The organism is Nonomuraea sp. NPDC026600, from assembly GCF_040638335.1.
Lineage (GTDB): Bacteria > Actinomycetota > Actinomycetes > Streptosporangiales > Streptosporangiaceae > Nonomuraea.
In genome coordinates this window covers 27,054-51,350 of sequence record NZ_JBEZYD010000051.1, presented here as the reverse complement: position 1 = coordinate 51,350, position 24,297 = coordinate 27,054, and the positions used below count along the sequence as shown (strand labels likewise).

Here is a 24,297-nt window from a genome sequence, read left to right as displayed (position 1 = left end):
GGTAAAGCGGTCTTGTCGAATTTTCCGACGTTTCCAGGAGCCGTTTACACCGTCCGCCTTTCATGATGGATTCGGACAATGACCGTACAAGGGACGTGCGACCCCCGGTTCTCGCTGGTCGCGGAGGAGTTCGACCGCAACCTCGCGCTGCGCGGCGAGGTCGGCGCTTCGGTGTGCGTGGTTCTCGACGGCGAGGTCGTCGTCGACCTCTGGGGCGGTGAGGCCGCTCCCGGCGTCCCCTGGCTGCACGACACGATCGGCCATGTCTGGTCCTGCACGAAGGGCGCCACGGCGCTCTGCGCGCACCTGCTGAGCGGGCGCGGCGAGCTGGATCTCGACGCCCCCGTCACCCGCTACTGGCCCGAGTACGGCGCGCACGGCAAGGGTCCGACGCTGGTCAGGCACCTGCTCTCGCACCAGGCGGGGGTTCCGGCGCTGCGCGAGCCGCTGCCGGACGGCGCGTTCTACGACTGGAAGCTGATGGCCGACCGGCTGGCCGGCGAGCAGCCGTTCTGGGAGCCGGGCACCAGGCACGGCTATCACGCGCTGACGTTCGGCTACCTGGTCGGCGAGGTCGTCCGCAGGGTGAGCGGGCGCTCACTCGGCACGTTCTTCCGCGAGGAGGTGGCCGAGCCGCTCGGCCTGGACTTCTGGCTGGGCCTGCCCGAGGAGCATGAAGGCCGGGTCGCGCCCACGATCCCCGCCGACCCGCCGCCGGAGCCGCCCACGTTCTACGTCAAGGCGTTCACCGACCCCGGCTCCATTCCGGCGCTGCTGCTGGCCAACCAGGGCGGCTACATGACGACGCCCGGCGAGTCGGACAGCCGCGAGGCGCACGCGGCGGAGTTCGGCGCCGTCGGCGCGGTGACGAATGCCAGGGGCCTGGCCGGCATGTACCGGCCGCTCTCCCTCGGGGGCGGCGAGCTGGTGTCCGAGGAGCAGGTGGCCGTCATGGGACTGACCGCCTCGGCGGGGACCGACGCGGTGCTGGCCGTGCCGACCAGGTTCTCGACCGGGTTCATGAAGGCGGCCGACAACCGGTACCTGCCGCCCGCCGACAGCGAGGGCGCGCTGCTGTCCGCGACCGCGTTCGGACACGCGGGCATGGGCGGCTCGCTCGGCTTCTGCGACCCGGCGGCCCGGCTGGCCTTCGGCTACACGATGAACAAGCAGGGCATCGGACTCGGCGTCAACCCACGCGGCCAGGCCCTGACGGATGCCACCTACCAGTCGCTGGGCTACCGGCAAGCCCATGGAGGGATTTGGTACGCGCCAAGGGATTAATCACGCGGTACCGTGACATGTCATCACGCTTTCAGGAGCCAGCCGCATGTTCTTCGGTATCACGGATCTGTCGACCTACATCATCGGCGCCTTCCTCATCATCCTGTTGCCGGGCCCGAACTCCCTGTACGTCCTGAGTTCGGCGGCCCAGCACGGGGTGCGGCACGGCTACCGGGCCGCGGCGGGCGTCTTCGTCGGCGACACGGTCCTGATGGCGCTCGCGGCCGCGGGCGCGGCGTCGCTGCTGCGCTCCAGCCCGGTGCTGTTCACCATCGTCAAGTACGCGGGCGCCGGCTACCTGGCGTGGATCGGCTTCCAGATGCTGCGCGGCGCCTGGCGAGGCTGGCGCGCCCGGCCCGACACCGCCGAGCCCGTCGCCGCCGCCGAGCCCGAGGCCGCCGCCCCGGGCCGCCTGCCGAACCCGTTCCGCAAGGCGCTGGCGATCAGCCTGCTCAATCCCAAGGCGATTCTCTTCTTCGTCTCGTTCTTCATCCAGTTCGTGGATCCGGGCTACGGCACGCCCGTCCTGTCGTTCCTCATCCTGGGCACGATCATCCAGATCTTCAGCCTGCTCTACCTCACCGGGCTCATTTTCGGTGGCACCTTCCTGGCCGGCCAGTTCCGCGCCCGCAGGAAGCTGAGCGCGGGCCTGACCTCGGGTGTCGGCGCCCTGTTCCTGGGCTTCGGCGCCAAGTTGGCCACCACGTCGCTCAGCTGAAACCACCTCGACGGTGACGCGCAAGCACCCTTTGGTTGAGTGACGGGTGGCGGCGGCGCGCCACCCGCGTCGCAGCTACTCGGACAGGCACAAATCCATGGAACGTGTCAAAAGAGGCAGTGGCATACCACGCCGTCGGGTACGGTAAGCCACCGGCAAGCCTGGAGTAACCAAGTCGTAACCTCGACTGGCCCATCTGGGCAGCCTGGTCTCCCGAAGCCCGGGTAGTTCGCTGATCGTCGGCCAATTTGCGGAGCAGCCTTGAATCACCCTCCCGTAACCCTGCCGCGTCTGACGGCTCTGCTGCGCCAGGCGGTTCCCCGGCTGCTCGAAGGCGTGGTCGCACCGCTCGCCGTCTTCTACGCCGCCCTGGCCGTGCTGGGGCTCAACGGGGCGCTGGCCGCGGCCGTGTCCTGGGTCTACCTCGGGGTCGCCTGGCGGCTGATCAGAGGCATCCGGGTGCCCGCCACGATGATCCTGGCCGCGATCGCGATCACCGCGCGGGCCGCCGTGGGCTTCTGGACCGGGAGCTGGGTCGTCTACTTCATCCAGCCGGAGCTGGGCACGCTCTGCATCAGCATGGCCTTCCTGGCCTCGGTGCGGCTCAACAAGCCGCTCGTGCAGAAGCTCACGCTCGACTACATCCACCTGCCGTCGGCGGTGCTCAAGCACGAGCGGGTCCGCCGGTTCTTCGCCAGGATCACGCTGCTGTGGGCGTTCGTGCTGATGGCCAACTCCACGGTGAGCATCTGGCTCGCGCTGCACGAGTCGCTCAGCGCGTTCATGCTGCTCCGCACGTCAGCGGTGGCCGTGATCAGCGGTCTCGCGATCGTCTTCTCGATCTTCGCCTTCAAGCGGGTCCTGCGCCGGTTGCACGTGGCCCACGCCTGACCGTTCGGTCAGCAGGAACGCCCCGCACATCGCCATCACCAGCCCGGTCAGCGTGCCGAACAGCTCCACCAGCCCCACCACGCCGGTCATCCTCGCACCGAGCGGCCCGCCGGTGACCGTGAGGATCATCGCGTAGAGCCCCCAGCCGAACATGACGCCCGTGCCGAGCCAGCCCACCACCAGCGGCGGCCAGAACGGCCCGGCGCCCCGGCCCCTGACGAGCAGGACCAGCGCGACCCCCGCCCCGAGCGCGAGCAGGCCCTTGAAGCCGTCCTGCAGCGCCTGGACCGGCGCGGGGTTGCCGGCCGCCCAGTACAGCCGGGTCCCGCCGAGCACCGCCGACACCAGCAGCGCCCCTCGGGCGACGACGGTCTGGAACGGCCCGGTCGGGCTCGCCTGACCGGACCCGAGCGTGGTGGAGAAGACGGCCGGCCATCGATCCCTGGCGTACAGGACGAAGGCCACCATCAGCCCCACGCCCTGCCCGATGAACCCGCCGTAGACCGTCATGTAGACCCAGGGCGCGATGGGCCCGTCCGTCGAGAAGACCGACCCGCCCACCAGCAGGACGCCGGCCGGCACCGTGACGATCACCACGGACAACAGGCCGGCGCCGAGCCACAGAGGCAGCAGCACCAGCCACGCGGGCAGCCGCATGCCCTGCCGCGTGGTGAACGCCAGCGCCAGGAGCAGCGCGACCGCGTCCATGCCGAACGTCATCGCGTTCAGCCCGACCATCGCCGGGTCGTTCATGAACGCCGGGTCGGAGACGCCCACCGGATGGCCGGTCAGCCAGAAGATCTTCAGGGTGAGGTACGGGAGCATGGCGGCCATCGCCACGATCGCCGCCGTGATGCGGCCGATTCCGGCCTGCTGCGGAGTCATGTGCCAACCGTGCGCCTCCGGGCTCCGCCATCCCTCCCGCCACGAGGGGATCCGCCTCACCCGTGCGGGGGAACCGCGCGCCAGACGGAGGTAAGGGAGAACCCTGACAACGAAGCCAGGGTGGTGCGAGCTAAACCCCTCCCGGTAGTGCTAACCCCACCTCAAAGCCGCCTACACGCACTCCTGCGCTGGCAGGGTCAGCCCGCTTTGATCGAAGAGAGTCGTCCGGAGGTCAGCTGACCGCCCCCGACGAAAGTCGGGGGTCATGCGTGCCGATCGACCGATGTGCCGTGACCTGCGGAGTTTCTAGCTTCAAAGGGAGCGGGCCCTGACCCCTTTCGGGGTGGGGCCCGCGTTCGACCGGGGTGATCCCCGATGTCCCACGGCACCTCGCAGGACACGCTGTGAGGGCGCCCCAACGATCGGAGTACACGCAATGTCGCACGCCATTCTGGACCTGGTCCAGCAGATGATGTCGTCGCCTTGGCTGTACCTGGCGCTGTTCGCGCTGGCGCTGCTCGACGGGTTCTTCCCGGTCGTCCCGGCGGAGACCTCGGTGATCACCGCCGCGGTGTTCGCCGCGTCCGGGCAGACGAATCTGGCGCTGGTGATCGTGGTGTCCGCGCTGGGCGCCTTCGCGGGTGACCACGTCTCCTACTTCATCGGCAAGAAGTCCGGCGGCCGGCTGCGCGACCGCAAGGCGTTCGTGTGGGCCGCGAACGCGCTGGCCGAGCGCGGCGGGATGGTCCTCGTGGTCGCTCGCTACATCCCCGGCGGGCGCACCGCGACCACGCTGACCATGGGCGCCGTACGCCATCCGCTGCGTTCCTTCACCTTCTTCGACGCGATCGCCGCCTCCTCGTGGGCCGTGTACTCCGGCCTGATCGGCTTCTTCGGCGGGATGGCGTTCGAGAACGACCCGATCAAGGGGCTGCTGCTCGGCCTGGGCATCGCGCTGTCCATCACCGGTGTCGTCGAGGCCGTCCGGTGGTCGCGGAAGCGACGCGCCACCCAGGCTTCCCCGGAGCGCCTTCCCGTGGACACGTCTGTTTGACCTCGCCCGGTAACCATCTGTTTGAGAGGAGTGGGCATGACTGTCCTGGCCGCTGTTATCGCCCTGGTCGGTTCCCTGTTCTTCGCGCTCGGCGCCGCGCTTCAGCAGTTCGAAGCGGTCGGTTCGGCCAAGCCCACCCTGCTCACGCTGTTGCGGAGGCCGCGCTGGCTGTTCGGCGGCCTGTCGATCCTGTTCGGCGGCGGCCTGCACATCGTCGCCCTGGGCCTGGGCCCGCTGACCGTTGTACAGCCGATGGGGGTGGCCAGCCTGCTCTTCGCGCTGCCGATCGCCGCCGCGCTGCACGGCCGCAGGCCCACCCGTAAAGAGCTGTCCGCCGCGGGCGTGGTGGCGGCCGGGCTGATCGGCCTGGTCCTGCTGGTGCCCGAGTCGGAAGGCCCGACGTACCTGAGCCCGAACGGCGTGCTGACGCTGCTGGCGGTCGCCGGCGTCGCGTCGGTGCTGCTCTGGGCGGGCTCGAAGATCGCCTCTCCGGCGGGCCGGGCGGCGCTGCTGGCCACCAGTGCGGGCGTGCTGTACGGCGCCACGGCCACGCTCATGCGGGCGCTGGTCGACGGCTCCTGGAACTGGTGGTACCTGCTGGCGCTGCCGGTGCCCGCGCTGCTGGCGCTGATGATGCTCCAGCGGGCCTACGCCGTCGGCCACTTCGGCGTCTCCTTCGCCTCGCTGCAGGTCGCGGACCCGCTCACCGCGGTCGCCTTCGGCGCGCTGCTGCTGGGCGAGCCGCTGCCCAGCGGGCTGGTCCCGATCGCGGCAGCGGCGCTGACCGCGGTGGGGACCCTCGCTCTGGCCCGCACCAGCCCACTGGAGGCGCGCCAGTGACCTGCCCGCCGCCGGATCCCCTACCCGACCCCCGCCCCGGCCTTCCCCAGCCGGTCGGCGTCCACACTTTCGACTGGAGTCCCCTGTCATGGCCATGCCCCTGCGCACCGCACCCGACCCCACCGAACTCGCACCCGTCCCCAGGCGCCCGCGCCGCATCCTGATCTCCACCGACACCTACCCGCCCGACGTCAACGGGGCCGCCGTCTTCACCTATCGCCTGGCCACCGGCCTGGCCGCGCGCGGCAACGAGGTGCACGTCGTCTGCCAGTCGGACCAGGGCCCGGCCACGGCCGAGGTGGTCGACGACGTGGTGGTGCACCGGCTGCGCTCCGCGCCGCTCCTGGTCCACCCCAGCATGCGCGTCACCGTCCCCACCCGGCTGGACTGGCTGCTGACCGCCATCGAACCCGACGTGCTGCACACCCAGGGCCACTTCGTCGTCGGCCGGGCCGCCATCGCCGCCGCCCGCCGCCGCCGGGTGCCCATCGTGGCCACCAACCACTTCATGCCCGACAACCTCTTCCAGTTCGGCCACATCCCCGACCGGCTCAGGCGGAAGGCCGGGGAGCTGGCCTGGCGCGACTTCAGCCGCGTCTTCAACCGCGCGGACCACATCACCACGCCCACCCCGCTGGCCGCCCAACTGCTGGCCGACCAGGGCTTCGCCCGCGAGGTTGAATCGGTGTCCTGTGGCATCGACCTGACCCGCTTCCACCCGCACGCCGAGCCCAAGGCCTGGGCCCGCAAGCTGTTCGACCTGCCCGACCGGCCCACCGCCCTGTTCGTCGGCCGCCTGGACGAGGAGAAGCGCCTCGACGAGCTCGTACGCGCGCTGCCGTACGTGCTCAACGACACCGAGGCGCAGATCGCGTTCGTCGGGCGGGGCAACCAGCGGCCGGAGCTGGAGCGGCTGGCCAACCGCATCGGGGTCGGCGACCGGGTGTTCTTCCTCGGCTTCGTGCCCGACGAGAACATGCCGCAGGCCTTCGCCGCGGCCGACCTGTTCGCCATGCCGGGCGTCGCCGAGCTGCAGAGCATCGCGACCCTGGAGGCCATGGCCAGCGGGCTGCCCGTGGTCGCGGCCAACGCCATGGCGCTGCCGCACCTGGTGAACGGCAACGGCTACCTGTTCGAGCCGGGCGACGTCATGTCGCTGGCCCGCCACATGACCTCCATCCTCACCGACGAGGACCTGTGCGCCCGCCTGGGCAAGGCGAGCCGCGACCTCGCCCTCACGCACGACCACCAGACCTCCCTGGCCCGCTTCGAGAAGATCTATGACGAGGTGACGCGATGACCCGGACGGAACTCCCCGATAGCGGCATGGAGCCGGCGCCGGTGACGGTCCCGGTGGTGAGCGCGCTGGCCGGCGCGGTGACCGCCGCCGCCGCGCTCTGCTACGCGCAGGTGGCCTTGCCCGGCCAGCCGCTGCTGAGCGACTACGCGCTGGTCCCCGGCGGGATGCCACCCGTGCTGATCGGCATGCTCGCCCTGGCCTGGGCCTGCGTGTCCCTCGCGTACGGCCTGGCGGCCCGCGAGCCCGCCCGCAGCGCGGCCACCCGGGTGCTGCTGCTGGCCGGCTCGGCCGGGCTGATGCTGAGCGCGGTCTTCCCCACCGATCCGGGCAACGCCGCGATCGGCACACTGGCGGGCGAGATCCACCGCTGGTCCTCGGCCGTCGTCTTCACCACCCTGCCCGTGGCCGGCTGGATCCTGGCCAGGGGCCGCGTGGCCCTGCCGAAGTGGAACCGGGTCAAGGCGCTCAGCGTGACCTCGGCCGTGGCGCTGGCCGCCTACCTGGCCGCGCACCCGGCCTCCTTCACCTCGCCGCTGATCGGCGGCGCCTCCTACTACGGGCTGCTGGAGCGCGGCGTGGTGCTGGCCGAGATCGCGCTCGTCGTGTGCATGGCCATGACCGTCGTGGACCGGCGTTCCGCGGTCCGCCCGGTGGTGCCCGCCCAGGCCGAGAGCCCCGAACGCCTTGCGGCCTGACGCGCCGACACTTCGCCGGGCGTCGAAGGGTTTCGCGCCTAGCGTGGGTCCATGCTCATCACACGCCATGCCGAAGCCGTCGCGGTGCTGTCGGACACCAGGTACGTCCCGCCTCCGGTGCGTCAGGACGCGCCGGCCGGGACGCTCTCCTGGCTCCGCGCCCAGGTGTCCCGGTTCAGCACCGGCGAGGTCCACGCGGAGCGGCGCCGCCTGGTCACCGAACGGCTCGCCGCGCTCGACCCGGCCGCGCTGAGACAGGCCGCCACGGCGGCGACGCTGGAGCGGGGCGGCGACTGGCCGGACGTCCCGACGGCGGTGCTCGGCGCCGCGCTCGGGATCACCGACGAGAAGCGGCTGGTGGGGGCGGTGACCGCCGCCGCCGCGGGCTACCTGTCAGGCGAGGAGGAGCCCGAGGCCGACGCCGCGGTGGCCGACCTGGTCGAGCTCCTGTCCGGCGAAGGCGACCCGATCCCCCGTATCACCATCCTCCTGCAGGCCCACGCGGCTACAGCGGGCCTCATCACGAACGCGCTCGCCCACGCCGAACCTGGCGGCGAGCCCAAGGACGCCGCAGCCCCCCAGCGCGCCGAGTCCCGCGTGGACATCGACGGCCTGCTGCGGGAGACGCTCCGCCACGATCCGCCGCTCAAGGCCAGCCGCAGGCTCGACCGGCAGACGGGCGACGAGGTCACCATCGACCTGGTGGCCGCCAACCGCGACCCGGCCGTGTTCCCCCAGCCCGAGCGGTTCGACGTCTCGCGCGGTCCGGCACCCCACCTGACGTTCGGCTCGGGTGTGCGCCCCTGCCCCGCCTCCGCCCACGCGCTCGCCCTCGCGGCCGGCGTGCTGACTGCGGTCCTGCGACCGGAGGATGCCCGATGAGCAGCCGATTCCGCGACCTGCACCGGCCGGGCGACCCGCTGCTGCTGCCCAACGCCTGGGACTACGGGTCCGCCGCCGTGCTGGCCGCGCACGGCTTCCCGGCGATCGGCACCACCAGCCTCGGCGTGTCCGCCGTACACGGCAAGCCGGACGCCGCGGGCGCCACCATGGCGGAGACGATCGAGCTGGCCGAGCTGCTCCGGGACCTCGGCGTCCTGGTCACCGTCGACATCGAGGGCGGCTTCAGCGACGACCCCGCGCGGGTGTCCGACCTGGTCGCGGCGCTCGCGACGCTGGGAGTCGCGGGCGTCAACCTGGAGGACGGCCGGCCCGACGGCACGCTGCGGCCGATCGGACTGCACCAGCGGATCATCGAGGCGGCCAAGGGTCACGGCGTGTTCGTCAACGCCAGGACCGACACGCACTGGCTGAAGACGGGCGACACGCGGGAGCGGGTAAGCGCCTACGGGCACGCCGACGGCATCTTCGTCCCCGGTCTGCGCGACCTTGGGGAGATCGCCGAGGTGGTGGCGAGCACGCCGCTGCCGGTCAACGTGCTGTACCTGCCTGACGGGCCCACGCTGGCCCAGCTCGCCGCGGCGGGCGTCGCCAGGGTGAGCACCGGGTCGCTGCTGTACCGGGCCTCGCTGCACGGGGCGCTGTCGAGCCTCCTGGCCGTACAGGGAAGGACCGCGCCCCCGGCGCCGACGTACGCGGAGATCGCCGCGATGCTGCCGGGGCCGCGATAGCCGACGCACGCGGAGGCCGTCGCGAGGCCGCCGGGGCCGCCGGGGCCGCGATAATCGAGGCATGCGCTTCGAGATCCTTGGCCCGGCCCGAGTGCTGGGCGAGGACGGCGAGCCGATCGTGCTCGGCGGCCCCCGGGTGCGGGGGCTGCTCACGCTGCTGGCGCTCGACGCGGGCCGGGTCGTCGGCGCGGAGCGGCTGACCGCCGGCCTGTACGGCCCGGAGCCGCCCGAGGGCGTGGCCAACGCGCTCCAGGCGCAGGTGTCGAGGCTGCGCAGGGCGCTGGGCAGGGATCAGGTGGAGTTCCACCCGGCGGGCTACCGGCTGGCGGCCGACCCGCAGGACGTCGACGCGCACCGGTTCGAGCGGCTGGTCGGCGCGGGCCGGCAGGCTCTGGACGCCGGCGATCCCCGCCGGGCGGCGCCGCTGCTGCGTGAGGCGCTGGCGCTGTGGCAGGGCCCGCCGCTCGCCGACGCCCCGCACGCTGAGGCGGCCGCCGCCGGGCTGGAGGAGCTGCGCCTGGCCGCCGTCGAGGACCGCGTCCAGGCCGACCTGGAGCTGGGCGCCCACCGCGAGCTGGTCGCCGAGCTGCGGCGGCTGACGGCCGCCCACCCGCTGCGCGAGCGGATGCGGGCGCAGCTCATGCGGGCCCTGTACGGCGGCGGCCGCCAGGCCGAGGCGCTGACCGCCTACGACGACGCCCGGCGCATCCTCGACGAGGAGCTGGGCGTCGAGCCGGGAACCGAGCTGGCCGCGGCGCACCTGGCCGTGCTCAGGGCCGACCCGTCGCTGGCGGCCACCGCGGCGCCCGTCAGCAGGCAGGGCCTGCGCGCCCAGCTCACCAGCTTCGTCGGCAGGACCGAAGAGCTCCGCCAGGTCGGCGCCCAGCTCACGGCGGCCAGGCTGGTCACGCTCATCGGTCCCGGCGGGGCGGGCAAGACCCGGCTCGCGCTGGAGGCGGCCGAGCAGACCGCCGGCGACGTGTGCTTCGTGCAGCTCGCGCCCGTCACCGAACCCGCCGACGTGCCGAAGGCGGTGCTGGCGGCGCTCGACATCCGCGACACCCGGCTGTCCGGCCACGACCGGCCGCCGGCCATCGATCCCGTCGCCCACCTGCTCGCCGCGCTCGCCGACCGCAGACTGCTGCTGGTCCTCGACAACTGCGAGCATCTCATCGCCGCCGTGGCCGAGCTGGCCGACCTGCTGCTGGCCTCCTGCCCCGCGCTGCGCGTGCTGGCGACCAGCCGCGAGGCCCTGGGCATCACCGGCGAGTCCATCCTGCCCGTCGCGCCGCTGCGGCTGCCGCCGCCCGACGCCGCGAACCCGCTCGACTACCCCGCCGTCCGGCTGTTCGCCGACCGGGCGGCCGCGGTCCGGCAGCCGGTCGACGAGACGAGCCTGGCCCAGGTGGCCTGCATCTGCCGGGCGCTCGACGGGCTGCCGCTCGCGATCGAGCTGGCGGCCGCGCGGCTGCGCACGATGTCGGTCGGCGACGTGGCGGCGCGGCTCGACGACCGGTTCCGGCTGCTGGCCCGCGGCAGCCGTACGGCCCTGCCCAGGCACCAGACGCTCCGCGCGGTCGTGGCGTGGAGCTGGGACCTGCTGGACGAGCGCGAGCAGCGGATGGCCAGGCGGCTGACGGTGTTCGTGGGCGGCGCCACGCCCGAGTCGGCGGAGCGGGTGTGCGGGCTGCCGGAGGAGGTGCTGTTCTCGCTGGCGGAGAAGTCGCTGGTCGAGGTCGTCGACGGCCGCTACCGGATGCTGGAGACGATCCGGGCGTTCTGCGCCGAGCAGCTCGCGGGGTCGGGCGAGACCGATGCGACGCGCGAGGCGCACGCCGGCCGCTACCTGGCGCTGGCCGTCGAGGCCGACGGCCACCTGCGCACGGCCGAGCAGTTGGAGTGGCTGTCGCGCCTCGACGAGGAGAGCGGCAACCTGGCCGCCGCCGTACGCTGGTCGGCCGAGACCGGCCGGGCGGCGCTGGGCCTGCGGATCCTCGCCTACTCCGCCTGCTACTGGTGGATGCGCGGCCACCGGGGCAGCAGCGCGGACCTGGCCGACGGGCTGCTCGCCGACATGGGACAGACCCCGCCCGCGGGTCTCCGGGAGGAGTACGCGCTGTGCGTGCTGGTCGCGGCCTGGGGCAGGCGGCCCGGCGACGACCTGCGCGCCCGGCTGAAGACGCTCCGCCGCCTGCTGCCGGCCGAATTCCTGTCGACGCGGCTGGAGTTCCTGACGATGATGCTGCCGATGTTCACCGGCCCGCCGGACGACTACGAAGGCGTCCGGAAGCTGATGGCCCAGTACGCCGGCGCCCTGCCGCGCTGGTCGCAGGCGCTGATGCACTGTGGTGTCGCCTTCATGCTGCAGATCATGGGCCGGGGCGGCGAGGCCAAGGTCGAGTTCGAGCGGTCGCTGGCCGATTTCCGGGCGGTCGGCGAGCGCTGGGGCACCACGCTGGCGCTGAGCGGGCTCGCCGAGCTGGCCTACGAGCAGGGTGATTACCCGGCCTCCCGGGCACTGGCCGACCAGGGCCTGCGGACGTCTCAGGAGCTGGGCTCGGTGGCCGACATGGCCGAGTGCCTGTGCCTGAGCGCGGACTCCGTGGCCCGGCTGGGCGACCTCGACGGGGCGCGGGCCGGCTATCTGCGGGCCGCCGAGCTGGCCCGGCGCATCGGCTCGGGCGACACGCTGGCCAAGGCGCACGTCGGGCTGGGCGAGCTGGCGGTGCTCCGCGGCGACCTCGGCGAGGCCCGCGCGCTCATGGAGCAGGCCCTGGCCGAGTGCTCCGGCGACTGGTACAGCTCGGAGGAGGTCCGCACCCGCATCCGGGCCGGGCTGACCGGCCTGGCGGAGATCGTCAGCGGGCGGTAGGCGGCCGGTCAGCGCCCCTGATCATCCTGGCCCCATGCAGATGAAGAGCAAATGGTCCTGCCTGGCCGTCGCGTGCCTGGCCACCCTCCTTCTCTCGCTCGACATGACGGTCCTGCACCTGGCCCTGCCCAGGCTGGTCGGCGATCTCGGCGCCAACGCCACGCAGCTGCTGTGGATCGGCGACATGTACGGCTTCGCGCTCGCGGGCCTGCTCATCACCATGGGCAACCTCGGCGACCGCATCGGCCGCAAGCGCCTGCTGCTCATCGGTGCCGCCGCGTTCGGCGCGGCCTCGGTGCTGACCGCGTACGCGCCGAGCCCGGAACTGCTCATCGCGGCCAGGGCGCTGCTCGGGGTGGCCGCGGCGACGATCATGCCGTCCACGCTGTCGATCATCCGTAACGTCTTCACCGATCCCGGCGAGCGGACCGCCGCCGTCGGCATCTGGAGCGGGATGAGCGCCGTCGGGTTCGCCGTGGGCCCGGTCATCGGCGGGCTGCTGCTCGACCACTTCTGGTGGGGCTCGGTCTTCCTGATCAACGTGCCGATCATGGCGCTGGTGCTGGTCGCCGGCCGGCTCGTACTGCCGGAGTCGCGCAACCCCGACGCCGGCCGCATCGACCTGCCGAGCGTGGTGCTCTCCTTCATCGGCATCGTGACGGCCATCTATGCGATCAAGGAGGCGGCGCACCAGGGGTTCGAGCACGCCGGCGTGCCGGTGGCGGCGGTGCTGGGCATCGCGTGCCTGGGGCTGTTCGTCCGGCGGCAGACCGGGCTGGCGCAGCCGCTGATCGACATGCGGCTGTTCGGGAACCGGGCGTTCAGCGCGTCGATCGGCACCAACATGCTGGCGATCTTCGCGATGACGGCCATGTCGCTGATCCTCGCCTGGTACTTCCAGCTCGTGCTCGGCTGGACGCCGCTGCAGGCCGGGCTGGCCACCCTGCCGGGCGGGCTCGGCGGCGCGGTCGGCGGCATCCTGGCGGCCCGGCTCATCGGGCCCCTGGGCAGGAACGGCGTCGTGGCGCTCGGCCTGGCGATGACCGCGGGCTCCTTCCTGTACTACAGCGCGCTCGGGCTCGACACGAGCTTCCTCGCGCTGCTCGCTCCGCAGCTGATCGGCGGGATCGGTGTCGGGTTCACCTTGACCGTCAACAACGACAACGTGCTGGCGACCGCGCCCAGGGCACGGGCCGGGGCGGCGGCCGCGGTGTCGGAGACGGCGTTCGAGCTGGGCGGGGCACTGGGCATCGCCATCCTGGGCACCGTGCTGAACAGCTCCTACAGCGCCGGCCTCCGCCTGCCCGCCGGAGTGCCCGGCGAGGCCGCCAGGGAGTCGATCGCGGGCGCGCTGCGCACGGCCGAGACCCTGCCCCCGGCACTGGCCGGGCAGGTCATCGAGGCGGCCAGGGTCGCGTTCGTCGGGGCCGTGCACATCACGGCGCTCTCCACCTCGGCGATCCTGGCCGTGGTGGCGGCGCTCGCGCTGGTGGGGCTGCGGGGCGTGCCCAAGGTCATCCCCGAGGAGCGGCTGACCCCGGTCCACTGATCCAGCCGGTCAGGCCGTTGACGCGGCCGGTCAGGCCGTGGGCTCGGCCGCGCAGGGTCTGATCAGGACCGGTGACAGGCTGTCGAGGCGGGTGCCGATCATCCGGGCCAGCCCTTCGATGGCCTGGATGCCCGAGCCCTCGCCCGGCTGCTGGTCCGTCTGGACCGACAGCAGCAGATCGCGCCCCGGCCCGACGATCCGGCCGTAACTGGTGACCGCCCAGGTGTTGTGGATGAACGGCCGCGGCGTCCAGCCGTTCTTCAACGCCACCCGGTCACCTCGCCGGGCGGCGGCGCTGACCCCCCACGCCTGATCGGGCACGACGTCTCCCATCAGGCGGAGCACCAGGTCACGATCGGCGGCGCCCAGCCCCTTGTCCCCGCCGATCAGCACCTTCAGCAGCCGGAGGCGGTCGGCGGGGCTGGTGGTGGTGCCGCCCCAGTAGCGGCTCGGCCCCGGCGTCGTCTCGCGCAGCCCCACCTTCCGGTAGAACCCGCTCATCCCCTCCCCCGCCCCGACCCGCCACCACAGCGCGTCGGCGGCGGAGTTGTCGCTCTCCCTGATCATGCGTGACGCCAGATCGCGCTCGTCCGCACCCAGCCGGCTACGGCGGAGCAGCAGCGCGGTCAGGATGTCGACCTTGACGCCGCTGGCGGTGATCATGTCGTGCTGGTGCTCCCCATGGCCGAGGGTGATGCCGGTGACCCGGTCGCGCGCGGCGTACACGATGCGGCCCGACTGCCTGGCCAGGTAGCGGCCGATGTCACGGTCGAGCTCAGCCCTGGCCGCGGCCCCCGCCCGGGGGTCGTGGATGGTCAGCAGGCACCGGTCGGCACGCACCCAAGGCAGCCGTACCGCCACGGGCACCAGCGGCTCAGCCCCGCAGCTCGTCATCAGGGCCGCGGTCAGGGCGGCACCCATCCACAATCTCGCACGCACCTACAAACCCCCCAGGAAACTCACCGGGGGTACAAAACGGTCTCTTCCCGGCGGATCAGCCCGCCACACCCATCACAGGTGTTCGCGTAGGAAGTCCGCAGTCGCGTCGACGGCCTGTGTGACGTACGGCTCGCGGTCGTAGAGGTCGATGTGCTGCTTGGTGTCGACCCAGACGAGCTTCTTGGGCCGGTCGAGCCGCCGGAACGCCTCCTCCGCGCCCTCCGGCGGGCAGAACCGGTCCACCACGCCGTGCACGATCAGCGCCGGTTTGGGCGACAGGAAGTCGGCGCCCATCATGTTGTCCACGGTGATCAACTCGCGCACGCCGGCCCGCGTGACCTCGTTCGCCCAGGTCGCCGACGCGCCCCGCTCGCCGCCGTAGTAGGCGTACGGCTCGTCGCCGGGCATGGCCGCCTCGCCCTCCGCCGCCACGGCGGGAAGGTACTCCACCGGCCCGCCGAGGTCCTGCCGCTCCAGCACCTCGGTGAAGGAGGCCAGCGCCGCCTGGTAGTCCATGCCCGACCGCATCGCGTACGGGTTGTTGTACGCCCCGGCGATCCCGGCGAAGACCTTCACCCGGGGATCGAAGGCGGCGAACCGCAGCGCGTATCCCCCGCCCAGGCAGATGCCGACCGCGCCGATCCGCTCCGGGTCCACCTCGGGTCTCGCCCGCAGCAGCGACACCGCGGCCCGCAGGTCGCCCAGCTTGGCCTGCGGGTCCTCGTGGCGGCGCGGCTCACCGCCCGACTCGCCCCAGTTGCGGTGGTCGAAGGCCAGCGTCACGTAGCCCCGCGCGGCCAGCCGCTCCGCGTAGAGCCCGGCGACCTGGTCGCGCACTCCGGTGAACGGCCCGGTGAACACCAGGCCCGGCCTCGGCCCCTCTCCCTCGGGCACCCGCAGGTCCCCTGCCAGCACGATCCCATCTGCGGTGAACTCAACCCTCATGTCCCCATGTTCCCGCCTGTGCCGGTCAGGAGTCGAAGCCGAGCCCCATCCGGTCGAGCGCGCGCAGCCAGAGGTTGCGCCTGCCCTCGTGCTGGTCGGCCTGGGCGATCGACCAGCGGGTGAACTGGATCACCCCGGACCGCACCGGTTCCGGCGGGAACGGCATCGGCTTCTCCCGTACCATCCGCAGGTCGGTCCGCTCGGTGCGCTCGCCCGAGAGCAGGTCGAGCATGACGTTCGCGCCGAAGCGGGTGGCGCCGACGCCCATGCCGGTGTAGCCGACGGCGTAGGCCAGCCGGCCGCCGTGCGCCTGACCGTAGAAGGCGCTGAACCGGCTGCAGGTGTCGATCACGCCGCCCCAGCGGTGCGTGAAGCGCACCTCCGCGAGCTGCGGGAACGTGGTGGCGAAGTGGTCGGCCAGCTTGACGAACGTCTCGTCGCGCTGGTCGTACTCCGGCTTGACCAGGCCGCCGTTGTAGTAGACGGCGTCGTAGCCGCCCCACAGGATCCGGTTGTCGTCGGTCAGCCGGTAGTAGTGGAACTGGTTGGCCCCGTCGCCCACGCCCTGCCGGTTGCGCCAGCCAACGTCGGCGAGCTGCGCGCCGGTCAGCGGCTCGGTCATGAGCGCGTAGTCGTACACCGGCACCACGAAGTGCTTGAGCCGCCGCAGCAGCGGCGGGAACACGCCGGTGCCGAGCGCGACGCGGCGGCCGGTGGCGACGCCGTGCGGGGTGCGCAGGCTGATCGTGACGCCGTCGTCGGCGAGCGAGCGGACCGGGCTGCGCTCGTAGACCCGGACCCCGAGCGCGACACAGGCCTCGCGCAGCCCCCAGGCCAGCCGCGCGGGATCGAGCATGGCGCAGCCGCTGCGGTCCCAGAGCCCGCCCAGGTAGGTGGGCGAGTTGACCTCGGCCCGCACCTGGTCCTGGTCGAGCGGCACGTAGTCGAGGCCGAGCTCGGAGATGAGGTCGAGGTGCTCGTTCAGCGCGTCGAGCTGCCACGGCTCGGTGGCGACGTTCAGCTCGCCGGTGCGCTCGAAGGAGCAGTCGATGCCGTAGCGCTCCAGCGTCCGCTCGATCTCGTCGAGGTTGGCCACGCCGAGGCGTTCGAGCCGGCCGATCTCGTCGGGCCAGCGTTCGAGGCCGTTGGACAGGCCGTGGGTGAGGGTCGCCATGCAGAAGCCCCCGTTGCGGCCGGAGGCCGCCCAGCCGATCCTGCGGCCTTCGAGCAGGACGACGTCCTGCTCGGGGTCGCGTTCCTTGGCCAGCAGGGCGGTCCACAGCCCCGTGAAGCCGCCGCCGACCACGACGAGGTCGGCGCTGGTGTTGCCGATGAGCCGTGACCTTGGTTCCGGACTGGCCGGACTGTCCAGCCAGTACGGCTTGCGCTCCGCGTCAGCAAGCGCCTTCAGCGGATCCACACATTCCACTTCCCCACGATGTTGGTTCTGTGACTTTCAGGCACGACGGCGTGCCGCGACCGAGGTGGCGATGGCGATCAGCACGCCGACGCCGAAGATCAGCGTACCCATGACGTTGACCTGCGGCGGAATGCCGGTCTTGACGGACCCCACGATCCACAGCGGGAAGGTGATGGTGGAGCCGTTCACGAAGCTGGTCACCACGTAGTCGTCGATCGACAGCGCGAACGCCAGCATCGCCCCCGCCAGCACGCCCGGCATGATCGACGGCAGCGTCACCTGCCGGAACGTCCCCCAGGCGGTCGCCCCGAGATCCCTGGCCGCCTCCTCCATGGCCGGGTCCAGCACGATCACCCTGGCCCGTACGGTGACGACGACGAACGACAGCGAGAACAGCACGTGCGAGATGATGATCGTGGTCGCGTCGCGCGGCACGTTGCCCGAGACGAACAGCGACAGCAGCGACGCCCCCATGACCAGCTCGGGCGTCGAGATCGCGGCGAAGATCAGGAAGTTCGTCGTCCCCTGCCCCCGGAAGCGGTAGCGGCCGACGGCCAGTCCCAGCATGGTGCCGATCACGACCGTGATGACCGTGCTGACCAGGGCGATCACCAGCGAGTTGCGCAGCGCGACGGTCAGGTCGGAGATGTCGAAGAGGCGGTCGTACCACTTGAGGGTGAAGCCCTGCCAGGTGGTGTTCGACTTGCTCTTCTTGTCGTTGAACCCGAAAAGGATCATCACGGCGATCGGCGAGGACAGCCAGACGATGACCAGCCAGGTGTAGGCGTGCAGCAGCTTGTCCCCGAACCTGCGGCCCCTCATCTCGCCACCGCCTCGAGGACGTTCTCGGTGCCGAGCGCTCTGGCGTAGATGAAGATGCCCACGAGCAGCACGGCCATCAGCGTGAACGACAACGCCGAGGCTGTCGGGTAGTTGAGGTTCGTCAGATACTCGGTCTGGATGATGTTGCCGATCATCGTGTTCGCCGTGCCGCCGAGTATCTGCGCGTTGACCGGGTCCGCCGTGGCGGGCACGAAGGTCATGAGCACCCCGGCGAACACTCCCGGCAGCGACAGCGGCAGCACCACCCGGCGGAAGGCCGACAGCCGCGTCGCGTACAGGTCGTAGGCCGCCTCGATGACCCGCGGATCGACCCGCTCCAGCGCCACGTAGATCGGCAGGATCATGAACGGCAGGAAGTTGTAGGTCAGTCCGCCCACCACCGCGAACGTGGTGGCCAGCACGTGGAACTCGGGGTCCAGCAGGCCCCAGCCCTTCAGCGGGCCGAACAGGACGCCGTCGTCGGCCAGCAGGAAGCCCCACGAGATCGTCCGCAGCACGAACGACACGAAGAACGGCAGCAGCAGCAGGAACAGGTACACCGACTTACGTGTCCCGCCCTTGAAGGCGATCCAGTACGCCACGGGGTAGCCGATGATCAGCATCGCCACCGTGGCGAGCCCGCCGTACAGGAGGGAGCGCAGAAGCTGCGTGCTGTAGCGGCTGATCGCGTCGGAGTAGTTGGAGACGCTGAACGTCATGGCGAAGCCGTCGATCGCGTTGCCCGTCTGCAGCGAGACCGACGCCATGGCGGCCATCGGCACGACCAGGAAGATCGCCAGCCACATCCAGCTCGGCAGCGCCAGCAGGTAGGGGGTGAGCCGCTTCATCTCCTACGCCTGCGTGATCGACTGGAAGATCGGGTTGAAGACCTGCTCCTGCGCCGTGCTCAGCTTGACGTAGGTACGCAGCTTGGCGTACTCGGCCTCCGACGGGAACATCAGCGGGCTCTCGACCATCTGATCCAGCGACTGCTTCCCCTCTCCCGTCGCCTTCGTGGCCTTCTCGCGCAGCAGATCCTGCACGGCCGGCACCGGCGTGACGTACTGGATGAACTCGTCCAGCTCGGCGGCGACCGCCGGCTGGTAGAGGTAGTCCATGAGGGTGATCGCGTCGACCGGGTTGGCGGCGTTCTTGGGGATGAGCATGTTGTCGGTCCAGATCGTGCCGCCCTCCTCGGGCACCACGAACTTGACCGGCTCACCGGCGAGCTGCCGCTGGAAGACGTCGCCCGACCAGGCCATGCTGATCCAGACGTCGCCCTTGGACACGGCATCGATGTAGCTCTGGTCGTAATATTTCCGGACGATTCCGGCGTCGCGTTGGGCCTTGAGCTTCTCCCCGGCCTGCTTCCAGTCGGCCTCGGTCGACTTCTCCGGGTCGAGGCCCAGGGCGAACATGCCGAAGTTGGCGATCTCCTGAGCGTCGTTCATCATGCCGACCCGGCCCTTGTACTTCGGGTCGAAGAGCGATCCGATGCTCTTGATGTCCTCGTCCACGTACTTGGTGTTGTACGCGATCCCGGTCACGCCCGACGTGTACGGCATCGTGTAGACGTTGCCGGGGTCGTAGGAGCGTTCCTTGTACTTGTCACCGGCGTTGGCCAGGAAGTTCGGCATCTTCGCGTGGTCGAGCGGCGTGGCGTAGCCCAGCTCGATCATGTGCTGGAGCTGGATGCCGTTGGTCATCACGACGATGTCGAAGCCGGACGACTGGCCCGCCCTCAGCACGGGGTCGAGCTTGCCGAAGAACTCGGCGTTCTCATTGATGACCTCTTTGTACTGGTACGAGATACCGGTGGCCTGCTGGAACTTCTTCAGCGGCGCCTGGTCCTCGGGCATGTACTCGGGCCAGTTGGCGAAGACCACGCGGCCGTGCTTGGTCTGCTTGGCCCAGTAGTCCTTGACGGCGTCGGTCTTGGGTGCCTCCGCCTTCTTGCCCTGCACGCCGCAGGCGGCGAGGGCGAGCCCGGCGGCGGACAGACCGGCGATCCTGAAGGCGTCCCGGCGAGTGCGGGCCTGAGTCATGCCCCGCAGAAGGGCCGGGTTGAGCGAGCGGTTCATGGCTCAACTTCCAATCGCGTAAGAGTGCTGCGCCCGCCACGACAGCCAGACGGGATCGCCCCGCTCTGCGGTGGTCGTCGAGTCGAGCGCGTTTTGCTGAAATACCGTGATTTCCGCCCCATCCGCGAGGCTCACGGCATAACTCGTGTAAGTCCCCAGGTAGACCACCTCGGCCACGGTGCCGGGCACGACACTGACGTCACCGTTGGGCTTCTCCGTCGAGATGGTGATCTTCTCCGGCCGGACGGTCACGCTGACCTGACCGTCCTGCTCCGGCACCAGCACCCGGCCGCCGCCGATGGGCAGCACGCCGCCGGTCGCCGTGCCCGCGAGCAGGTTGGAGGTGCCGATGAACCCGGCCACGAAGGTCGTCGCGGGCCGCTCGTAGATCTCGCGCGGCCCGCCCAGCTGCTCGACCAGGCCGTCGTTCATGACCGCGATCCGGTCGCTCATGGTGAGCGCCTCGCCCTGATCGTGCGTCACGTACACGAACGTGATGCCGACCTCGCGCTGGATGCGCTTGAGCTCGATCTGCATGGCCTGGCGGAGCTTGAGGTCGAGCGCGCCGAGCGGCTCGTCGAGCAGGAGCGCCCGCGGCTTGTTGACCAGGGCGCGCGCCAGCGCCACCCGCTGCTGCTGACCGCCGGACATCTCGCGCGGCCGGCGTTTCTCCCGGCCGGTGAGATCGACGATCTCCAGCATCTCGCCCACGCGCTGCCTGATCTCCGGCTGCGCGACCTTGCGCTGCTTGAGCCCGAAGGCCACGTTGTCCCACACGCTCATGTGCGGGAACAGCGCGTAGGACTGGAAGACCATGTTCACGTCACGCTTGTTCGGCGGGACGTCCGTCACATCGTTGCCGTGCAGCCTGACCACGCCGCGCGACGGGTCCTCGAACCCGGCGATCATCCGCATGGTCGTGGTCTTGCCGCAGCCGGACGGGCCGAGGAGGGAGAAGAACTCCCCCTCGGCGATGCCCAGCGTGATGCCCTTGACGGCCTGGACGACCTCGCCGTGTGAGAGGTACTCCTTGACGACGTCATCTAGTTCGATCGCGTTCAGCTCGGCCATGTCCAGGCACTGTCCTCTTAGTCGCCGATGTAGTGCATGACGTGCTTGACCCGGGTGTAGTCATGCAGACCGAACACCGAAAGGTCCTTGCCGTACCCCGAGTGCTTGAAGCCGCCGTGCGGCATCTCCGACACGAACGGGATGTGCGTGTTCACCCAGACCACGCCGAAGTCGAGCCTGTTGGACATGCGCATGGCGCGGCCGTGGTCGGACGTCCAGACGGAGCCGCTGAGGCCGTATCTGACGTCGTTGGCCTTGGACAGCGCGTCGGCCTCGTCGGAGAACGTCTGGACGGTGATGACCGGGCCGAACACCTCGTTCTGCACCATCTCGTCGTCCTGCTTGAGCCCGTCGACGATGGTGGGGGCGAAGAAGTAACCCTTTTCGCCAACCCGGTGACCGCCGGTGAGCACCTTGGCGTGCGCCGGGACGCGCTCGATGAAGCCCTGCACCTTGGCCAGCTGGCTCTCGTTGTTGAGCGGGCCGTACAGTGCCTCGTCATTGGACAGGTCACCGGTCACGGTGCCCGCTGCGGCCTCGGTGAGGGCTGCGACGAACTCGTCGTGCACGCTCTCATGGACCAGTACCCGGCACGCGGCGGTACAGTCCTGCCCCGCGTTGTAGAGGCCCGCGGTGGCGATGTCGCCGGCGGCCTTGCGCAGGTCCTTGACGTCCTCGAAGACCACGACGGGCGCCTTGCCGCCGAGCTCCAGGTGAACCCGCTTCACGTCCTCGGCGGCGGTCTTGGCCACCGCCATGCCCGCGCCGACGGAACCGGTGATGGCGACCATGGCCGCGGTCGGATGGCCCACGACGAGCGCGCCGGTCTCCCGGTCACCCGTCACCACGTTGAAGACCCCGGCGGGCAGTACCGAGCCGATGATCTCGGCCAGCTTGAGCGTGGAGGCCGGGGTGGTGTCGGACGGCTTGAGCACGATCGTGTTACCGGCGGCCAGCGCGGGAGCGATCTTCCAGACCGCCATCATCATCGGGTAGTTCCACGGCGTGACCTGCCCGATCACGCCGATCGGCTCGTGCCTGATGACGCTGGTGTGCTCGGCGAGGAACTCGCCCGACGTCGGGCCCTCCAGCGTACGGGCCGCGCCGGCGAAGAAGCGGAAGTGGTCGGACGCGACCGGGGTCTCGTCCTCGGACATGCGGGCCCGCGGCTTGCCGGTGTTCAGGCACTCCGCCTCGTTGATCTCGTCGGCCCGGGCGTCGATGGCGTCGGCGACCTTGAGCAGCAGGTTGGCCCGCTCCCCTGGGGTCGTCTGTCCCCATGACTCGAACGCGGCAGCCGCGGCGGCGTAGGCGCTGTCGATGTCCTCGGTGCCCGAGATCGGGGCCTGCAAGTAGGCCTCGCCCGTACACGGATCGATGACATCGGAGAATCGGCCGCTCTTGGCGTCCACGAACTCACCGTTGATGAAGTTCTGCAGACGGGTGGTCAAGGTATGACCTCCTCGTGAGGTGGCTGAGATGCCGAGACTCTTACAGAGCACATGCATCACGACAAGGGATTTCGTGGCGAATATATCAAATTGCTACGAAATCGCTTGACAGAGGGCCAATAGCTGACACCATGTCGCACCAGGACGGCAACGCGGCGGGAATGCGCCCGCAACGCCGGACCGCTAGGAGGCCCCCTCACGATGTCCACGCCGCCCCGCGTACGCCGTAGCAATGACGCCGCCCCCGCGCCGTTCGTGCTCGACGATCTCTCCAAACAGATCATCGAGCAGCTCCAGGGCGATGGGCGCATGCCGTACGCGGCGATCGGCAAGGCCGTCGGCCTCTCGGAGGCGGCGGTCAGGCAGCGGGTGCAACGCCTGCAGGAGGCCGGAGTGATGCAGATCGTCGCCGTCACGGACCCCCTCACGCTCGGCTTCCCGCGCCAGGCGATGATCGGGGTGAACTGCGAGGGCGATCTGGATTCGATCGCGGACGAACTGGCGGCCATCGACGAGATCGACTACGTCGTCCTGACGGCCGGGTCCTTCGACGTCATCGTCGAGGTGGTGTGCGAGGGTGACGGGCACCTGCTGGAGATCCTCAGCAAGATCCGGGCCATTCCGGCGGTGCGGGCCACCGAGTCGTTCGTGTACCTGAAGCTGCGTAAGCAGACTTACTCGTGGGGGACACGCTGAGCTGACTCGAGGCGGGCCCGTGGGTCCGCCTCGGTCTTCGTTCACGTGCGGGTCAGGCGAAGAGCTCGTCTGCTGTGGAAATCAGGGCCACTCGACCTAGCCACAGCTCGAGGCATGCGGCGTCATTGCAGGCGCTGATGCGCTCACGGTCGCTGTCGGACAGCACGACCCCTCGGGAATCGAGCACCTTGAGCACCACCTTGACCATCCCCTCGGTCTCGCCCTTTGCGAGCAGGCTGCGGGCGTACTCCCCCCGATAGAGGTAGCTTTCAGGCAAAGAGCTCCTCCACCGTGGAGACCAGGCCCACCCGCTCCAGCCACAGCTCGAGGCGTGCGGCGTCATTGCAGGCTGTGATGCGCTCACGGTCACCGTCAGACAGCACGACCCCTCGAGACTCAAGCACCTTGAGCAGCGCCTTGACCTCGCCCTTTACTTCGCCTTTCACTTCGCCCCTGGCCTCGCCCTTGGCGAGCAGGCTTTGGGCGTACTCCCCCTGGTAGAGGTAGGTCTCTGTGGCCATGAGTCGCTCCATTTCCTTCTGCGCGTTGCCTTCCAGCGCCACGGTGACATATTCAGCGTAGCGTCGCGCCACGTCCGGATCGAGGCCGTCCAAAGCCTCCGTAAGCGCGGCGAGGATGTCCGCTATCTCTGGATGATCGCTCTGGGTGATCGCGGAGATGGCCGCTAGACCGATGTTGCCGACCGCCTCCGCGACGTCAGTGATGGCCTTGGTGTTGTCGGGGCCGATCACCAGCGGGGTCAGGGTCAGGCCGGGGTGGCCCGTTTCCACGGGGCGCGCGGCCCAGCGGGCCGTGGCCCGGTCGGGACAGATGACGACCAGGCAGACGGGACAGTTGTCACGAGCGCGGAGGTTGGCGATGTAGGCGAGCCAGGACCAGCGCTTGTCTTTGTCGTCGCTCAGTTGAACCTCGACGACGACGCCCAGCCTGGTGCTGGGGTCGTCGCCGTACAGCAGCGCCGCGTCCGCCCGGTAGGGAGCCGGCACAGCCTCCGACAAGTCGCTGCAGACCCGGGTGCCCTCGGACTCGACGGGTATCGGGAGGGCGAACAGTTCGCGCAGTATGTGCGCCATATGTCCATGGTCGAGAGTAGAGATCCCGACCAGCCCCTCATGCAATGGGGTGATCATGG

At 70.5% G+C, this 24,297-nt stretch carries 23 protein-coding genes; 12 read left to right on the top strand and 11 right to left on the bottom strand.

Annotated elements, in window-relative coordinates:
* The first annotated feature begins 78 nt into the window (after positions 1-78).
* From AB0F17_RS59025 to AB0F17_RS59015, 3 genes are all read left to right on the top strand, one after another.
* Positions 79-1,284 (top strand): serine hydrolase domain-containing protein, encoded by a 1,206-nt coding sequence (locus tag AB0F17_RS59025; protein WP_358043905.1) that lies wholly within the window; start codon positions 79-81, stop codon positions 1,282-1,284.
* Positions 1,285-1,330: 46 nt separating this feature from the next.
* Positions 1,331-2,002, top strand: a complete 672-nt coding sequence (gene leuE / locus AB0F17_RS59020; RefSeq protein WP_358043902.1) for a leucine efflux protein LeuE — start codon at positions 1,331-1,333, stop codon at positions 2,000-2,002.
* A 261-nt stretch (positions 2,003-2,263) separates the two neighbouring features.
* Entirely contained in the window at positions 2,264-2,893 is a 630-nt protein-coding gene (locus tag AB0F17_RS59015) for a VC0807 family protein (protein ID WP_358043899.1), read from the top strand.
* Here the strand turns inward: AB0F17_RS59015 and AB0F17_RS59010 are convergent.
* Positions 2,801-3,778: a hypothetical protein gene (locus tag AB0F17_RS59010; protein ID WP_358043896.1), complete on the bottom strand. Its 978-nt coding sequence runs from the start codon at positions 3,776-3,778 to the stop codon at positions 2,801-2,803. The genes AB0F17_RS59015 and AB0F17_RS59010 overlap by 93 nt on opposite strands.
* Positions 3,779-4,214: 436 nt before the next feature.
* Between AB0F17_RS59010 and AB0F17_RS59005 the strand changes: the two genes are divergently transcribed.
* The 8 genes from AB0F17_RS59005 to AB0F17_RS58970 all read left to right on the top strand — a co-directional run bounded on the left by AB0F17_RS59005 (position 4,215) and on the right by AB0F17_RS58970 (position 13,719).
* Positions 4,215-4,832 carry a DedA family protein gene (locus AB0F17_RS59005; RefSeq protein ID WP_358043893.1) on the top strand — a complete coding sequence of 206 codons (618 nt, stop codon included), beginning with the start codon at positions 4,215-4,217 and terminating at the stop codon, positions 4,830-4,832.
* A 36-nt stretch (positions 4,833-4,868) separates the two neighbouring features.
* Positions 4,869-5,672, top strand: coding sequence for a DMT family transporter (locus tag AB0F17_RS59000; protein ID WP_358043890.1), 804 nt, complete (start codon positions 4,869-4,871; stop codon positions 5,670-5,672).
* 88 nt (positions 5,673-5,760) lie between these two features.
* A complete protein-coding gene (locus AB0F17_RS58995; RefSeq protein ID WP_358043887.1) occupies positions 5,761-6,972 on the top strand; it encodes a glycosyltransferase in 1,212 nt (403 codons plus the stop codon).
* Positions 6,969-7,667 carry a DUF998 domain-containing protein gene (locus AB0F17_RS58990; RefSeq protein ID WP_358043884.1) on the top strand — a complete coding sequence of 233 codons (699 nt, stop codon included), beginning with the start codon at positions 6,969-6,971 and terminating at the stop codon, positions 7,665-7,667. The genes AB0F17_RS58995 and AB0F17_RS58990 overlap by 4 nt, the downstream gene beginning before the upstream one ends.
* 51 nt (positions 7,668-7,718) lie before the next feature.
* Entirely contained in the window at positions 7,719-8,549 is an 831-nt protein-coding gene (locus tag AB0F17_RS58985) for a cytochrome P450 (RefSeq protein WP_358043881.1), read from the top strand.
* Entirely contained in the window at positions 8,546-9,298 is a 753-nt protein-coding gene (locus tag AB0F17_RS58980) for an isocitrate lyase/phosphoenolpyruvate mutase family protein (RefSeq protein WP_358043878.1), read from the top strand. Before AB0F17_RS58985 ends, AB0F17_RS58980 begins: the two co-directional genes overlap by 4 nt.
* A gap of 61 nt (positions 9,299-9,359) precedes the next feature.
* Entirely contained in the window at positions 9,360-12,170 is a 2,811-nt protein-coding gene (locus tag AB0F17_RS58975) for a BTAD domain-containing putative transcriptional regulator (RefSeq protein WP_358043875.1), read from the top strand.
* A 34-nt stretch (positions 12,171-12,204) separates the two neighbouring features.
* Positions 12,205-13,719 (top strand): MFS transporter, encoded by a 1,515-nt coding sequence (locus tag AB0F17_RS58970; protein WP_358043872.1) that lies wholly within the window; start codon positions 12,205-12,207, stop codon positions 13,717-13,719.
* 30 nt (positions 13,720-13,749) lie between these two features.
* Here AB0F17_RS58970 and AB0F17_RS58965 read toward each other — a convergent pair whose 3' ends face one another.
* The 8 genes from AB0F17_RS58965 to AB0F17_RS58930 all read right to left on the bottom strand — a co-directional run bounded on the left by AB0F17_RS58965 (position 13,750) and on the right by AB0F17_RS58930 (position 22,448).
* Positions 13,750-14,658, bottom strand: a complete 909-nt coding sequence (locus tag AB0F17_RS58965) for a serine hydrolase (protein WP_358043869.1) — start codon at positions 14,656-14,658, stop codon at positions 13,750-13,752.
* A 72-nt stretch (positions 14,659-14,730) separates the two neighbouring features.
* Positions 14,731-15,603 carry an alpha/beta hydrolase gene (locus AB0F17_RS58960; protein ID WP_358043866.1) on the bottom strand — a complete coding sequence of 291 codons (873 nt, stop codon included), beginning with the start codon at positions 15,601-15,603 and terminating at the stop codon, positions 14,731-14,733.
* A 25-nt stretch (positions 15,604-15,628) separates the two neighbouring features.
* Positions 15,629-17,023, bottom strand: a complete 1,395-nt coding sequence (locus AB0F17_RS58955) for an FAD-dependent oxidoreductase (RefSeq protein WP_358043863.1) — start codon at positions 17,021-17,023, stop codon at positions 15,629-15,631.
* 36 nt (positions 17,024-17,059) lie between these two features.
* Positions 17,060-17,845 (bottom strand): ABC transporter permease, encoded by a 786-nt coding sequence (locus AB0F17_RS58950; protein WP_358043860.1) that lies wholly within the window; start codon positions 17,843-17,845, stop codon positions 17,060-17,062.
* Positions 17,842-18,693 carry an ABC transporter permease gene (locus AB0F17_RS58945; RefSeq protein WP_358043857.1) on the bottom strand — a complete coding sequence of 284 codons (852 nt, stop codon included), beginning with the start codon at positions 18,691-18,693 and terminating at the stop codon, positions 17,842-17,844. Before AB0F17_RS58945 ends, AB0F17_RS58950 begins: the two co-directional genes overlap by 4 nt.
* A gap of 3 nt (positions 18,694-18,696) precedes the next feature.
* Positions 18,697-19,926, bottom strand: coding sequence for a spermidine/putrescine ABC transporter substrate-binding protein (locus AB0F17_RS58940; RefSeq protein ID WP_358043854.1), 1,230 nt, complete (start codon positions 19,924-19,926; stop codon positions 18,697-18,699).
* A gap of 3 nt (positions 19,927-19,929) precedes the next feature.
* On the bottom strand, positions 19,930-20,997 hold the full coding sequence (locus AB0F17_RS58935) for an ABC transporter ATP-binding protein (protein ID WP_358043851.1): 1,068 nt from the start codon (positions 20,995-20,997) through the stop codon (positions 19,930-19,932).
* A 17-nt stretch (positions 20,998-21,014) separates the two neighbouring features.
* Positions 21,015-22,448: a gamma-aminobutyraldehyde dehydrogenase gene (locus AB0F17_RS58930; RefSeq protein WP_358043848.1), complete on the bottom strand. Its 1,434-nt coding sequence runs from the start codon at positions 22,446-22,448 to the stop codon at positions 21,015-21,017.
* Positions 22,449-22,649: 201 nt separating this feature from the next.
* On the opposite strand from AB0F17_RS58930, the gene AB0F17_RS58925 reads away from it, so the two are divergent.
* Positions 22,650-23,144, top strand: coding sequence for an Lrp/AsnC family transcriptional regulator (locus AB0F17_RS58925; protein WP_214644107.1), 495 nt, complete (start codon positions 22,650-22,652; stop codon positions 23,142-23,144).
* 52 nt (positions 23,145-23,196) lie between these two features.
* On the opposite strand, the gene AB0F17_RS58920 is transcribed toward AB0F17_RS58925, so the two are convergent.
* Both AB0F17_RS58920 and AB0F17_RS58915 read right to left on the bottom strand, forming a co-directional pair.
* Positions 23,197-23,421: a hypothetical protein gene (locus AB0F17_RS58920; protein ID WP_358043844.1), complete on the bottom strand. Its 225-nt coding sequence runs from the start codon at positions 23,419-23,421 to the stop codon at positions 23,197-23,199.
* Complete coding sequence (locus tag AB0F17_RS58915; RefSeq protein WP_358043841.1) at positions 23,414-24,283, bottom strand: hypothetical protein; 870 nt, start codon at positions 24,281-24,283, stop codon at positions 23,414-23,416. Before AB0F17_RS58915 ends, AB0F17_RS58920 begins: the two co-directional genes overlap by 8 nt.
* Positions 24,284-24,297 lie beyond the last annotated feature (14 nt).

Excerpts from the sequence above, each read along its gene's own strand:
- AB0F17_RS59025 (WP_358043905.1), top strand. The coding sequence starts at position 79 with ATGACCGTACAAGGGACGTGCGACCCCCGGTTCTCGCTGGTCGCGGAG.
- leuE (WP_358043902.1), top strand. The coding sequence starts at position 1,331 with ATGTTCTTCGGTATCACGGATCTGTCGACCTACATCATCGGCGCCTTC.
- AB0F17_RS59010 (WP_358043896.1), bottom strand. The coding sequence starts at position 3,778 with ATGACTCCGCAGCAGGCCGGAATCGGCCGCATCACGGCGGCGATCGTG.
- AB0F17_RS59005 (WP_358043893.1), top strand. The coding sequence starts at position 4,215 with ATGTCGCACGCCATTCTGGACCTGGTCCAGCAGATGATGTCGTCGCCT.
- AB0F17_RS59000 (WP_358043890.1), top strand. The coding sequence starts at position 4,869 with ATGACTGTCCTGGCCGCTGTTATCGCCCTGGTCGGTTCCCTGTTCTTC.
- AB0F17_RS58995 (WP_358043887.1), top strand. The coding sequence starts at position 5,761 with ATGGCCATGCCCCTGCGCACCGCACCCGACCCCACCGAACTCGCACCC.
- AB0F17_RS58990 (WP_358043884.1), top strand. The coding sequence starts at position 6,969 with ATGACCCGGACGGAACTCCCCGATAGCGGCATGGAGCCGGCGCCGGTG.
- AB0F17_RS58985 (WP_358043881.1), top strand. The coding sequence starts at position 7,719 with ATGCTCATCACACGCCATGCCGAAGCCGTCGCGGTGCTGTCGGACACC.
- AB0F17_RS58980 (WP_358043878.1), top strand. The coding sequence starts at position 8,546 with ATGAGCAGCCGATTCCGCGACCTGCACCGGCCGGGCGACCCGCTGCTG.
- AB0F17_RS58975 (WP_358043875.1), top strand. The coding sequence starts at position 9,360 with ATGCGCTTCGAGATCCTTGGCCCGGCCCGAGTGCTGGGCGAGGACGGC.
- AB0F17_RS58970 (WP_358043872.1), top strand. The coding sequence starts at position 12,205 with ATGCAGATGAAGAGCAAATGGTCCTGCCTGGCCGTCGCGTGCCTGGCC.
- AB0F17_RS58960 (WP_358043866.1), bottom strand. The coding sequence starts at position 15,603 with ATGAGGGTTGAGTTCACCGCAGATGGGATCGTGCTGGCAGGGGACCTG.
- AB0F17_RS58950 (WP_358043860.1), bottom strand. The coding sequence starts at position 17,845 with ATGAGGGGCCGCAGGTTCGGGGACAAGCTGCTGCACGCCTACACCTGG.
- AB0F17_RS58945 (WP_358043857.1), bottom strand. The coding sequence starts at position 18,693 with ATGAAGCGGCTCACCCCCTACCTGCTGGCGCTGCCGAGCTGGATGTGG.
- AB0F17_RS58940 (WP_358043854.1), bottom strand. The coding sequence starts at position 19,926 with ATGAACCGCTCGCTCAACCCGGCCCTTCTGCGGGGCATGACTCAGGCC.
- AB0F17_RS58935 (WP_358043851.1), bottom strand. The coding sequence starts at position 20,997 with ATGGCCGAGCTGAACGCGATCGAACTAGATGACGTCGTCAAGGAGTAC.
- AB0F17_RS58925 (WP_214644107.1), top strand. The coding sequence starts at position 22,650 with ATGTCCACGCCGCCCCGCGTACGCCGTAGCAATGACGCCGCCCCCGCG.